The following is a 12,849-nucleotide window of genomic DNA, read 5'->3' as shown; positions in this document are numbered from 1 at the left end:
GAGCATCCCGCTTTAGGGACAGACAGGAAAAGAAAAAATGCAGGAGAGGAAACATCAACACCGGTCGCGCCGGGAGATCCTGCGCGCCGGTGGAACGTTGATCGGCCTGATGGCAGGCGCAAGCCTCACGTCGGGACCGTCGAGCGCAGGGACCTATCCCGATCGCCCGATTAAGATCATCGTGCCGTTTGCGCCGGCGGGGCCGACCGACATCATCGCACGCGTGCTCGCAACGCATCTGGGCCAGGCGATCGGCGGCACGGCGGTGGTCGAGAACCGTCCCGGTGCGGGCGGCAATATCGGCATCGGCGTTGCCGCACATGCGGAGGCTGACGGCTATACGCTGCTGGTCACCTCGAGCGCCTATGTCGTCAATCCCGGGCTTTACGCCAAAATCCCATATGATCCGTACAGGGATTTCGCGCCCATCGCCGAACTCGGTACCTCGCCAAACGTGATTCTGGCGGCGCCCGATCTCGGCGTGAATACGGTCGCCGATCTCGTCTCGCGTGCCAAGGCCAATCCGAACGAACTGAACTATGCCAGCCCTGGTATCGGAACGACGCCGCATCTGTCAGGCGAACTTTTCAAGATCGCCTGCGAGGCCAATCTGACCCACGTGCCGTTCTCCGGCGCGGGCCCCGCGATCCAGGCGATCCTTGCCGGAACCACGCAGGTCGCTTTGGCGGCGCTGCCGCCGGCGCATCCGCATATCAAGTCGGGCGCGCTAAAGGCGCTCGCGGTAACCGGCGCGCATCGCTGGTTCGATTTGCCCGACGTTCCGACCATGGTCGAGCTTGGCTACACGGACTTCATCTCGGACACGTTTCAGGGTTTTCTTGCGCCTGCAAAAACGCCGCCGGCCGTCATCGAACTGCTTTCGGCCAGGTCGATCGCAATCCTGAAGACGGCGAAAATTGCCGAGCAGTTGCGCAATGATGGCTTCGAAATCATCGCCAACGGACCCGAAGGCATGAAGAAGCGCATCGAGGATGAAATCCCGAAATGGCGCGACGTCATTGCAAGGGCCGGCATAAAGCCGGTGTAGCCGCGCCGAACGGTGAGAAAATCCCGTCGATTGACAGGGGCATTTATCTGACTAAAGTCAGAGATTATGCCGCTCGACGCCATCGCCCGTGTTCGCCGCTTCAACCGTGCCGTCACCTCCGAGGTCGGCGCCCTCGACACGTCCTTTCTCGGGCGTGGCCGGCCGCTTGGCACCGCCCGCGTGCTCAACGCGATCGGGCATGGGCAATCGGATGTCGCGGCGATCCGCGAATATCTCGGCCTCGATTCAGGCCTGATGAGCCGCCTGCTGCGCGGCCTGGAAGACGAAGGCCTGATCGAGACCGTGCCGCATCCGGAGGACGCGCGTCGCCGCATTGTTCGATTGACCAAGGCCGGCCGTTCCGAATTCCGCGCCTATGAAGCGCTCTCCAACGCGCAGGCCAAAGACTTCCTGGCCCGCCACGCCCGTCCGGAAGAACTGCTGCGCGCAATGGACCTTGTCGCTTCTGCACTCGGCCATAGCCGCATCGTACTTGAGGAAATGGACCCGCGACGCGACGACGCCCAATATTGCCTCGGCGAATATTATGCCGAACTCGCGCGCCGCTTCGAGAGCGGGTTTGACGTCTCGCTGTCGCGCGATCCGGAGGCTGTGGACATGGTCCGCCCGCGCGGCGCATTCCTGGTCGCGAAGTCGGATGGCCTGCCGATCGGTTGCGTCGGATTGAAGGGGGGTGGCGGCGAGATCGCGGAAATCAAGCGGCTGTGGGTCGCGCCCTCGGCGCGCGGTCTTGGCCTCGCACGTCGTCTGATGAAGGCCGCCGAGGACGTCGCCCGCGAGCTGTCCATCAAGATCCTTCGTCTCGATACGAACAGCGCGCTGCCCGAGGCGCAGCAGCTTTACCGCAGCAGCGGCTGGAACGAGATCGAGCGCTTCAACGACGATCCATATCCGGACACGTTCTTCGAGAAGCACCTCTGAAAAATTGCCGTGGTTGCATTGTGTGTGGCGCGCAGCCGTCGCCTTGCTGAGACCGCCTCCTCTACCTTACCTTGCGCGCCTCAAAAAATAAAACTGGGAGGAACCTCGTGACCAACCGTCGGAACTTCTTGAAGGGCGGCGCTGCCGTCAGCGTCATGTTCTGCAGTTGCGGCCTGTTGCGGAGTGCGCACGCTCAGCAACCGACGCGGCAAACACTGCCGGTCAGTGTCAACGGCAAGCGCGTGAAGACCATCGACATTCATGCGCATTGTCAGATCCGGGAAGCCGGCGCGCTGCTGGGCAACGATGCCGGCAAGACGCAGGTCCCTCCTGTGCGCGGTGCCGAAGAAGCTTTCATCAATCTCGATCGGCGGCTGGCGGCGATGGACGCGCAAGCCGTCGACATGGAGGTGCTATCGATCAATCCGTTCTGGTATGGCCGGGATCGTGAGCTCGCACGTTCGATCGTGCAGATCCAGAATGAAAAGCTCGCCGAGCTTTGTGCGTCCAAGCCAGATCGCTTTGCGGCCTTCGCCTCGCTGACGCTGCAGGCGCCCGATCTCGCCGTGAAGGAATTGGAGACGGCCGTCAAGAAGCAGGGACTGAAGGGCGCGGCGATCGGCGGCATGGTCGAGGGCATGCCGTTTTCCGATCCCAAGTTTCACCCGGTCTGGGCCAAGGCCGAAGAGCTTGGCGTGCCGCTGTTCATCCATCCGCAGGGAATAGCGGAATTGAACAAGCTTCTTGCCGGCAACGGCTGGCTCTCCAATCTCGTGGCCTTTCCGACCGAGACCAGCATTGCGCTGGCGCACCTGATCTTTGAAGGCACGTTCGACCGCTTCCCCGGCCTCAAGATCATCGCCGCACATGGTGGCGGCTATCTGCCGTCTTACGCCGATCGCGCGGATCATGCCTGCCTGGTCAGCCCGGCCAATTGCAATCCCGACATCAAGCTGAAGAAGCGGCCGACCGAATATCTCAAACAGATCTATTTCGATTCGCTGGTGTTCACGCCGGAAGCCATCAGGCACCTGGTCGCGCAGGTCGGCGCATCCCAGCTCGTGCTTGGCAGCGACTATCCCTATCCGTGGCAGTTGCAGCCGGTCGACCACATCTTCGCATGCACGTCGCTGAGCGATGAGGAGAAGGCCGGCATCCTCGGCCTCACGGCGGCGAAGCTGATCAACGTCCAGGTGTGATCATCAACCAAGCAGTGGGAGCGTCGGCTCATAGGACGTTCGCGGCGAAGGCTCAGACGCCGCGCAGGTGAGCCCCGTTGCGACGGACGCGTTCGTCGGCCGGACACTCCTCCCGCCCGGCAAGTTTCCAGAGGCAGGAGAGGATCACCCTTGCCTCGGTCTCGTCGAGCCGCGCCATGATTCTTTTCTGATGGTCGCGGGCGCGCCGTTGCAGGACCTTCACGAGCTGATTGCCGCTCTTGGTAAGGTGGATCTGCCTGACGCGCGCGTCTTCCGCGACCTGGGTCCGCTTGGCCAGCCCGCGCTTTTCCAGGCTGTTGAGAGTCGGAACGATCCTCGGCCGCTCCACCTCGAGGCTCTTGGCGAGATCGGCCTGGTTGATACCGGGATTCTCGGCCACCACCACCAGCACCAGGAATTCGGCAGCCGTCACCTCGGACTCAGCGAAACACTGAAGAATTCCCTCAAACACCGCCAGTTGAGCCCGATGGAGGGCATAGCCAAGGGAACCGTCAAGATAGGACATTTCTGCTGGTTCAATATGCTCGCGGGACATAATGGGCATGACCGACGATATTCCCGACTGCTCTTGCGGAGGCGGCCCGGAGCACCGACAGGGGCGAAGGATGCTGCATCGGCGGCCCTAGGAAACGCCAGAGCGAAAATCGAAATTCACCGGCTGGTTCTGCATAAAATATGAGCAAATGCGGAACCGCGCGCAAGAACAATATGTCGCGCGGACACCATGTCACGTGAACAATATGTCATGTGAAATGGAAAGACCTCCGGCGGGGCATCGCCGGAGGTCCCTGGAGGTCAACATGAAGATCTGTTTGCGGCAGGTCTCTGTTGACGTTGGTAGAGCCGCGAAATGCCGCGGCTCCTTGTCCTCAGAAGTTACGCTGCGCGCGGAGCTGGAGCAGGAAGGTATCCTGATCCTTGAACTCGTAACGGGCGGCCGGCTTGGGCGCCGACGGGCCCAGGACAGCGGTACCCTGGAAGCTCTGGTCAAGGTGGAACCACTGGAATTCGGCCGAGAAGGTCAGGTTCTTGACCGGGGTCCAGCGGGTGACCGCACCGAGCTGCGACACGTTGAAGTTCGGGTTGCAGACGAAGTCCGCGCTGACCGCCTTGGCCGGCGTGGTGTAGTTGAGGCACATGAACGCCTTCGCCGCACCATCATACCGGACTGCCGAATAGCTGCCGAAGAAGCTGGTCGACCAGTAGGGATCCCAGTTGTGGTTGAAGGCGCCGCGGATGCCGAAGGCTTCGGTCAGATGCAGCGATCCATCGCCGCCAGCCGCGACCGGCAGGTAGACGCCGTCGGTGGTGGCACCGAAGCCGATGCTCTGATAGGCGCCGAACGCGCCGCTGCTGCCGAACATCGCGAAGCTCGGCGAGGCCGACGAGGTGGAGATCACGTACTTCGTCGCACCCTTGGCATAGCTCGCATCGAACTTGATGTCGTCGCCGGGGCCAGTCGGGATGTTCTTGATGTTCACGCCGATCATCGCCGCACCACCCCACTTGGTGTCGGGGTGTCCGGACAGTTCGGACGCCGCGGTCGGTGCCGCACCGGGCAGGCCGACGGCGCCGGCCGGCGCGCCGAGCGCGTTCAGCGTGTTGTAGGAGCCGCTGACCTCATGGGCCGCGGCCGAAATCTGGAACAGACCCCAGGCCTGGTCGACGCGGATGTTGCCGACCACGTCAGGCGCGTGAACGCCCGCATAGGCGTTGCCGGTGTTGAACGTCGCGTTCAGCGGCAGCGACAGGTTGTAGACCGCGGTACGGTCCCACACCGTCGGATCGTCCAGGCCGATGCTGGCCGACACGCCGTTGCCGAACTGCGCGGTGTACTGGATGTTGTTCACGCCGGTGTCGGTGTTCTGGCCGCCGAGCAGGTTGGAGTTGATGTTGCCCGGGAAGCCCTGCCAAGGCGTGGCATAAGCGGAGGCAGACTTACCAAACGTGAAACCGGCAAACTGAATGAAGACGTATTCGACAGCGACATAGCCACCGCCGGGCGTGTCGAGCAGCTGCGAGCCGGCCACCGGCAGCGAGCCGTTGATCGAGTTCGGGCTGTAGGTGCTGCCGCCCAGCGTGGAGAACTGGAAGTCGGCCTGCGCGAAGGTGCGGACCACGCCATATTCGGTAGCGGTGCGCGTATCGACCGTCAGCGCCATACGGGAGCGGGCGGCGAAATAGTCGCGATAACGATTCCCCTGACCGATATCGCCGTTCCAGGCGGGCGTACCATGGATGCCGCCATTGAAGGTCGCGTCCACACGCAGATAGCCACCGATCTTCATGCAGGTGTCGGTGCCCGGGATGTACCAGAAGCCGGCGCCGTACAGCGAGCAGACCTTCACGTATTCGACGGCTTTCGCCTTCACCGGAAGATCTGCCGCTTGCGCGCCCGTCAGAGTGATGAGGCTCGCCGCCCCACCAAGTACGAATGTCCTAACGACAGTCATTTTATTGCAACCTCCTGATCTGACGGGCTGGTGTCAGTCGAAGCGGAGCGAGTGGCCAAAGACCGATCGCTCTCGCGTATTGCCCAATTACAAGTGTCCCAAGCTGACGGAAAATTTATCGCGCCGAGCTGACCAGCCCCTTGCCCGGATACAAGTAACGAACTTATCTGTCCTGATCTAGATAACACCCTTATCAAACGGCAACAAAATCGTCCTTGTTGCAGCCGAGATACACTCGGTCACGCAACAGTCAAAGACAGTCAAAGAGCGGAGCAGATGTATTCGCAGATGACGAAGCGAGACTCTATTCGACAGTTGGGTAGTCAAATAGCGTCGCTCCACGCATCGCTTGATGAACTCTATCATTCCTGGGCGAAAACGCTCGGAATCACCGGCCCGCAATGGAAGATCATGTTGGTGCTGGCCGATGCCGGTGAAGACAACGAGTTGTCGGTCGGCAACGTCTCGAAGATTTTGAACGTCGAAGCATCGTTTGTCACAACACAGTCAAAAATCCTTGAGAGACACGGCCTGATTCACAGAAGGACATCGCGACGAGACGGACGAATCGTCAACATGTCCCTGACGCATCGGGCGTTGGCGCATCTGGAAGGATTGGCGCCGCGAAGAGCTTCATTGAACGAATTCATCTTCGCGGAGTTCGCGCCCGACGAGCTCGATGAGCTCAGTGGAAAATTATTCTCCCTAAAGGAAAGGCTGGAGAAAGCACGACTGAAGGTGGCGGGGCCTTAAGGATAGGCATACCGGCAATGGACCTTCTCGGCAGCCTTGGCATTCTCGTACGCGTCGCGGAAGTTCTGTCGTTTTCGGCCGTCGCACGCGAGCGCGACGTGAGCCAGGCTGCGGTCGCCCGCCAGATTTCGCAGCTCGAGGAGCACTTCGGCGTTCGCTTATTCCATCGCACCACGCGAAAGATCAGCCTCACCGATGACGGGCAGATGCTTGTCGTCCTGGCCCGACCGATATTGACTGGCGTGGAGGACATGCTGACGGCTGTGGGACGACAGAGCGCCTCTCCCATCGGATTGGTCCGGGTCGGTCTGACGGGTACCGCAGGTCGCTTCCTCGCGCGACGTTTGCCCGAGTTGCTGGCGAATCACCCGGGGCTGAAGGTCGAGTTGGTGGTGAGCGATCGAATTGGCGACATGATCGAAGATCGTCTCGACCTTGCGATGCGCGCCGGCGAGATATCAGATGCATCGCTGGTCGTTCGTCATGCCGGCACGATGTCACGCGTCGCCGTGGCCGCGCCCAGCTATATCGAAAAGCACGGCGAACCTTCCCTGCCCGCCGAACTTGCACAGCACACCTGTATTGTCCACGCCACTCGCCAAAATTCGGACATGTGGACATTCGTGACCAATGAAGCCGCCCAGCAATTTCGCGTGTCGGGCGGATTTCTCGCCAATGACACCAGCGCTGTGCATCTGGCCGCACGAAGCGGATACGGAATTGCCTATCTCTCGCTGGTCGATGTGTTCGACGATCTGCGCAGCGGCCAGCTCGTCCGGGTCCTGAACAACTTCCCGTCTCCGAACATTCCGCTCAGCCTGGTCTACCCCTCACGCCGACATCTTGCGCCACGCACGCGCGTGGTCCTGAATTTCATCCTGGAGGAGCTGCGAGAAATTCGCGCTTTGCTTTCCGCGGACCCGGGTGAGGTTCGGGATCGAAAAAGCGACCGAAGCGCTCGCGTTCTCAGCGTGTAAAGCGCGGGTCGCCGAAGCAAACCCGCGCCGTCGTTCGAGGTTCAGGATAGACGATGCGTCAGTCGCAGCGAAGCTGCCGATTGTCCACTGCAGCAGCGGTGCGGGATCCGGAATTGTGCGGCCGAACGCGCTGTGCGCAGGAGGAAGCACGGCCGCCCTCCATTGCTGCGTAGGCGCCAGCGTCATTCACAAGGTTGTTTCCGCGCGCACCCGAATTCAGCACGTCCGAGTTGGGGTGATAGAACGCCTGGAGGCCGGGCTCCTGAATTGCGGCCTGCGCGAACACCGGCGGCGCCGCCAACGCCGAAAGCAGAATGGCCGACGCGACGAATAGCTTGAGGCTGGTCATCTTGTTTCTCCGAAAATGCCTTGATGAGGATCACGGCAGCAACATCGCCCACGCAACAGCGTGGTTCTGTCAATCGCCTGGGAGACATGCCTTGTGGACTCGCAACGGCTGCAACTGATCTGACCGCAGAGCTATCGCGGAAAGCCGATTCGGAAAAAGCGCACGGCGCTTGAAAGACTTGTGCGCAAATCGGAGAAATCGAATCGCATTGCTGATATGCGCGTGATGGCGACTATTGATCGCGTCCAAACCGATCAGGAAAGAAGAAGGCCTTCACCAGCGCGTAGAACATGAACGCGAAGACGGCTTCGAGGATTGTCACGACAATGACGAAGAGGACCGGCTCCTCCGAGGGAATGATCGTTCGACTGAAGATGCTCCGAACCCAACGTCAGGTGGCCGACAAGATAAGGGTGAAGAAGAAAAGATACTGCCGCAACAGCGACCCCGGCTAGCGCGGCGCATTTCTTCCAAAGCGGCCAGCTCGCGTACTCGGCGACAAGGGCGTGGAGTTTCGCAGGATCGCGTTTCGAGCGATCGAAGAACAGCTTCGTCCACATTGGACTTGTCATCCACATTGATCCCGCAAGCTGTACCTTCCGGCTGTTACCGGATCGTTGCCGCCATCATTAAACATCGGCCGGACCGAGCGAAACGAGCCATATCCCCTGAACAACCCGGCGGAATGCCGCTATACGCTGGTCGGATGTTCGATTCCTACCTTTCAAAATGGCACCTCGACTCTGACGGCGAACCCATTGTGACCCGTGCCGCCCGGTTGCTGCCGGTGCTGCGGCACGGCGAACCTGCCATGCTCAAGCTGTCGTTCGAGACGGACGAACGTCTCGGCGGCGCCGTCATGGAATGGTGGGATGGCGACGGCGCAGCCCGCGTGCTGGCGCGCGATGAGGAACTTCGCGCCCGGCCCGAAGGTTGTCGTAGGACACCAGTGGGAGAAAACAAATGTCAAAAACCAGGCTCTCCGTGCCGATCGCAATGGCGCTCGCGCTCGCGCCGATTCAGCTTCTTGCGCAAGGCGTCGGCAGTCCACCGCCGCCCAAGCCCGGCGATCCGGCCGCTGCGACAGGTGCGGTGGGCGGGAGCGCCCCGCCGCTCAAACCTGGGGCCCGGACCGGTGGTACACCCGGTAGCGTGGGCAGCCCGCCACCACCCAAGCCTGGCCCGAGCGGCGACAAGAAAGGCGACTGATACGCCAATGGGCCAGGCAACCTGTTTTGGTTTAGGAACAAGCAAGCCGGCTTACAGTTGGCCGACATGCCCAGGTATTTCTTCCATCTGACTGGCCAAGTCGAAGCTCATGACCTGTCCGGCCATGCGTGCGCGAACGACGATGAGGCCAGGGACCACGGGAGCTTCATCGCCCACAGGATCGGGACGGAAAAGCCCGAGATGGTGCGCGAAGGAAACTTCATCTCCGTGAGAAATGAAGAGGACACCGAGCTTTTCCAGATTCCTTTGGCTTCAACAACGGCCTGACGCGTTTTCTTGACGCAAACCGGTGTCCACTTCGCTCGAAAGCGCTCCATTGATCGACTCCTCCCAGATCCATGCGCAGAGCGTCGACGTCCTGCGAGCAATGCACTTTGCCTTCGACTGTTCTGCATCTGACTTCATTTCGTTCTCAAAGAACGAATCGTAGTCGCCAACAGCGGCCCTGACAGAGTCCTAATGATTGGTTTCGCTCGAGCGTGGCGAAGGCGCGAACAGCCGCCAAATGCATCACAGAAGCAAGGCCGGACTGACTGACGCGCTAGCTCACGGCCTCGAACTGAACTTGACCCTTATTCAAGAAGCAGGCCTTGTTGAACATCCGCAAGTCCAGAGGATTAGGCAGCCGACCATCTCGAATGTCAGGACACGTCTTCTTCGCCGGATCGTATGATCGGTCAATCTGGGAGATGAAGACGATGATCAGGCCCCGGTCCCACGCAAACGACTTCAGCACGCGAACCTGCTCTGCCAATTCGGGGTTTTCAGTCAACCCCCATTGAAAGATCGAGTATTTTCGACGGTCCTGGACCAAAACCCACCGTCCTCGACAAAAGCCTGTCCCGTTTAATGGACCGTCATCGACAACGGTACCATCACTTGAGAGCAGACATCTGAGTAGTCACGCCCAGGTCTGCTGAGGGTCCCCATCAGCGGACATCCCGGATAATTTGGTAAGCAAGCAGCCAATACTTTACAGTGCGCCGCGAGATATGGGTGCCAAACAGGTGCGATGGTGAACCGAGAGATATTCTTCGGCCCGTTCCGCTTTGACGCAGCTACCCGTACACTATGGGACGGAAGCATCCCCGTTCGGCTTGGCGCTCGCGCTTTAGCGATCCTGCAAGTCCTCCTTGAAGCGCCTGGCGCAACCGTCAGTCGGAGCACCCTGATCAAAAGCGCATGGCCGGGCTTGCACGTCGACCAAAGCAATTTGCGGGTCCAAATCTCAGGTCTGAGAAAGGCTTTGCGTGATTACGGCGGTGCAATTCAAGCTGATCCATCTCAGGGCTACCGTTTCGACGTCGATGTGATTGTGAAAGAGCCGGCCAGTCGCTCCGAAAACCACCCTCGGTTCGGCATCCCTAAAATCGTTGTAAAGCCGATCGGCCGCGAGGCGGCAGCTGATGGGATTCATGACCTTCTTAATCGTCGACGACTTGTGACCATTCTTGGGGCGGGCGGCATCGGGAAAACAACGATTGCATTGCAGGTCGCAAACGAACGAGCCGCCAACTACGCCGATGGCGCCTGCTTTGTCGATCTCGGTAGAATATCCTCGATTGACCTCGTCTACACCGCATTGACCAATACAATCGGGTTAAGAGTAACGGACTGGCCAGATATCCAGCACATCGTGTCGGTCCTCCGCGACAGGCGGATGCTTCTGATCCTGGACTGTTGCGAGCATGTGCTTGGCCCGGTGGCGAGACTCGTTGACAGCTTGCTTGTCAACACGGCGTCCGTAGATGTTCTCGTTACGACGCGTGAGCCGCTGCAGCTTGACAACGAGGCTGTCTGGCGACTTGCTCCGCTTACAGTTCCCCCAAAGACGGCGGAAGCGAATGCGGAGGACATCAAGACCTATTCGTCAGTCCAGCTATTCCTGAAGTGCCTCCATCAGCGGGCGCCGAAACTGCATTTCGATAATCGCAAAGCTGCTGCCGTCGCAGAGATTTGCCGGCGGCTTGATGGTATCCCGCTGGCGATTGAAATTGCCGCTTCGATTGCCGCGGTGCTCGGCTTCGAGGAAGCGCTACGCAGCCTGAACGAAAAATCGTCAGTGATCAATATCGATCGAAGAAGCGCCGTACCCCGGCAACGTTCGCTGTTCTCGACGATAGACTGGAGCTATAATTTGCTATCCAACGCGGAGCAATCCGTTCTTCGACAGATCGCTTGCTTTGCCGGGCCCTTCTCGCTTGACGCCGGCATCGCCGTGGCAAGTGGCGATCCACTCAACGCTTCCGCTGCGCGCGACGCGATAATTGGACTGTCCCGCCGATCGCTTCTCTCCTCCGACCCGGAATCGACGCATGCGGAGTATCGCCTGCTGGATACGACAAGGGCATATATAGCTCAATTGGACGCTTCTGTTGGCGACGAAGCGCGGAGACGTCACGCGGAGTACTTCCTCCGGCTGCTCGACGGCATCGATTGGGACCTTTATGACGAGACGTCCGAGAACACCAAAATGCGGGGGTATCTGGACGAGGTTCGGGTGGCTCTTGACTGGGCGTTTTCCTCAGATCCTCAACTCGGCGTAAGACTTGTAATCGCCGCAGAACGGCTTTGGCTTGCGGTCACCTCATTGGTTCAAGGAGTCCCCTATCTAACCAGGGCATTTCAGCTCGTCGATAATAGTTCAGCATTCGATGCCGCGGTGCGGCCTCGCTTGCTGGTATCACTCGCATCCGCGCAGGTATACCTTCCGGGGTTCGAGGGAGCGAGCTTGTATGAGCGCGCCTGGCACGCAGCACAAGCTGCGGAAGATGATTTCCTGGAGCTACGAGCCCTCTACGGTATTATTCAAAGTACGCTTCTAACCCGCCGACAGGCAACGCCCTATCTCGACGCGTTTGCCAGGGCCGCACAGCGATCCAACGCACCTGATGTGCACTATCTTCTGCAACGTATAACCGCATTCAACGATTTTGAAAACTCCGCCATACGGTCCGCGCATCGGAGGTTTGAGGCGTTCCTGCAGGACTGCCCATCGATTTCCAGAAGCGCTTACTTGTATTTCGGAGGAATCGACTCGTTCATCTCTTGCAAGATCGGGTTGGCGCTTGCCAAACACTACATGGGATATTGCGAACAGGCATTATCGCTTTCCAACACAGCGGTGGACGAGGCCGAGGCGAAAGGACATCTGACAACCACCTATTTTGTTCTGGCCCAAGGTGCGACATGGGTGAACATATCGTCGGGGGAATTTCAGCGTGCACGCAGCTGCCTGCAAAAACTGGAGGACGTGTCGCGACACTACAGGCCCTGGCATGCCGTTGCCGAAGCATTTCGAGCGCTTCTTCTCAGATATGCGGATGGAGACGCGCGATCCGCCGAACGCATCCTGACGTCCTGCCTGGCAGACGAGTTCATAGTCAAAACCGGCTCTCTTCATCCGATTCTGTGGGTCGAACTCGCAGACGCGCGCCGAATTGTTGGCGACCTGGACGGTGCAGAATCTGCACTCATGACGGCGATGAACCAGTGCCTGGGGCCGTCCGACGTTCGTCTCATCGGCAAGCACCACCCGATCCTCGCCAAGGTACTCATTGCTCGCAATCGACCTGGGGACGTTGATACGGCACGCGAGCTATTCAGCCAGGCGATCGAGCTGAGCAAGCAGCACGATTTCTATCTCTATGAGTGCGAAGCTGCTGTCGGTCTCGCCGAGTTTGAGCTTGAAGTGGGACGACCGTGGGCAGCTCGCAATGCATTGATCGATCTTCTATCCAATTTGCAGGACAGATCTCGTGTACCGTTTCTCGTCCGCGCTCAAACCATCCTCGCCGGGATCGACGCACCCTGAAGCCCATGGACCTGGAGCAATCGGGAAATCAGGTTCTCAAGAGTGTTGAGATTGCTCTTCATC

Annotated in this window: 11 protein-coding genes and 2 pseudogenes; 9 read left to right on the top strand and 4 right to left on the bottom strand. The window is 59.7% G+C overall.

Annotation, left to right across the window (positions count from 1 at the left end):
• Nucleotides 1-37: 37 nt before the first annotated feature.
• From I6F35_RS00170 to I6F35_RS00160, 3 genes are all read left to right on the top strand, one after another.
• Nucleotides 38-1,048, top strand: coding sequence for a tripartite tricarboxylate transporter substrate binding protein (locus I6F35_RS00170; RefSeq protein WP_225115618.1), 1,011 nt, complete (start codon nucleotides 38-40; stop codon nucleotides 1,046-1,048).
• Between the two features lie 66 nt (nucleotides 1,049-1,114).
• On the top strand, nucleotides 1,115-1,990 hold the full coding sequence (locus I6F35_RS00165) for a helix-turn-helix domain-containing GNAT family N-acetyltransferase (protein WP_225115617.1): 876 nt from the start codon (nucleotides 1,115-1,117) through the stop codon (nucleotides 1,988-1,990).
• 107 nt (nucleotides 1,991-2,097) lie between these two features.
• Nucleotides 2,098-3,189: an amidohydrolase family protein gene (locus tag I6F35_RS00160; RefSeq protein WP_225115616.1), complete on the top strand. Its 1,092-nt coding sequence runs from the start codon at nucleotides 2,098-2,100 to the stop codon at nucleotides 3,187-3,189.
• Nucleotides 3,190-3,241: 52 nt separating this feature from the next.
• Here the strand turns inward: I6F35_RS00160 and I6F35_RS00155 are convergent, their stop codons facing one another.
• Together I6F35_RS00155 and I6F35_RS00150 are read right to left on the bottom strand one after the other, a co-directional pair.
• Entirely contained in the window at nucleotides 3,242-3,745 is a 504-nt protein-coding gene (locus I6F35_RS00155) for a MarR family transcriptional regulator (protein ID WP_225115615.1), read from the bottom strand.
• 334 nt (nucleotides 3,746-4,079) lie between these two features.
• Entirely contained in the window at nucleotides 4,080-5,663 is a 1,584-nt protein-coding gene (locus I6F35_RS00150) for a porin (RefSeq protein WP_225115614.1), read from the bottom strand.
• A 276-nt stretch (nucleotides 5,664-5,939) separates the two neighbouring features.
• Between I6F35_RS00150 and I6F35_RS00145 the strand changes: the two genes are divergently transcribed.
• Together I6F35_RS00145 and I6F35_RS00140 are read left to right on the top strand one after the other, a co-directional pair.
• Entirely contained in the window at nucleotides 5,940-6,416 is a 477-nt protein-coding gene (locus I6F35_RS00145; RefSeq protein ID WP_225115613.1) for a MarR family transcriptional regulator, read from the top strand.
• Nucleotides 6,417-6,433: 17 nt separating this feature from the next.
• Nucleotides 6,434-7,393: a LysR family transcriptional regulator gene (locus I6F35_RS00140; protein ID WP_225115612.1), complete on the top strand. Its 960-nt coding sequence runs from the start codon at nucleotides 6,434-6,436 to the stop codon at nucleotides 7,391-7,393.
• Between the two features lie 58 nt (nucleotides 7,394-7,451).
• On the opposite strand, the gene I6F35_RS00135 is transcribed toward I6F35_RS00140, so the two are convergent.
• On the bottom strand, nucleotides 7,452-7,742 hold the full coding sequence (locus tag I6F35_RS00135) for a hypothetical protein (RefSeq protein ID WP_225115611.1): 291 nt from the start codon (nucleotides 7,740-7,742) through the stop codon (nucleotides 7,452-7,454).
• 685 nt (nucleotides 7,743-8,427) lie between these two features.
• Here I6F35_RS00135 and I6F35_RS00130 point away from each other — a divergent pair.
• The 3 genes and pseudogenes from I6F35_RS00130 to I6F35_RS00120 all read left to right on the top strand — a co-directional run.
• A pseudogene (locus I6F35_RS00130) lies at nucleotides 8,428-8,643 on the top strand (aminoglycoside phosphotransferase family protein); the annotation flags it as partial.
• Nucleotides 8,644-8,705: 62 nt separating this feature from the next.
• Complete coding sequence (locus I6F35_RS00125) at nucleotides 8,706-8,951, top strand: hypothetical protein (RefSeq protein ID WP_225116028.1); 246 nt, start codon at nucleotides 8,706-8,708, stop codon at nucleotides 8,949-8,951.
• 66 nt (nucleotides 8,952-9,017) lie between these two features.
• Complete coding sequence (locus I6F35_RS00120) at nucleotides 9,018-9,239, top strand: hypothetical protein (protein ID WP_225116012.1); 222 nt, start codon at nucleotides 9,018-9,020, stop codon at nucleotides 9,237-9,239.
• Nucleotides 9,240-9,513: 274 nt separating this feature from the next.
• Here the strand turns inward: I6F35_RS00120 and I6F35_RS00115 are convergent.
• Nucleotides 9,514-9,738 (bottom strand): annotated as a pseudogene (locus I6F35_RS00115) (DNA helicase); the annotation flags it as partial.
• A 246-nt stretch (nucleotides 9,739-9,984) separates the two neighbouring features.
• Here I6F35_RS00115 and I6F35_RS00110 point away from each other — a divergent pair.
• A complete protein-coding gene (locus I6F35_RS00110) occupies nucleotides 9,985-12,786 on the top strand; it encodes a winged helix-turn-helix domain-containing protein (RefSeq protein WP_225115610.1) in 2,802 nt (933 codons plus the stop codon).
• Nucleotides 12,787-12,849 lie beyond the last annotated feature (63 nt).

The sequence above is a fragment of the Bradyrhizobium sp. BRP22 genome (genome assembly GCF_020194175.1).
In the GTDB taxonomy this organism is placed as follows: domain Bacteria; phylum Pseudomonadota; class Alphaproteobacteria; order Rhizobiales; family Xanthobacteraceae; genus Bradyrhizobium.
This window is presented reverse-complemented; position numbering and strand designations above follow the sequence as displayed.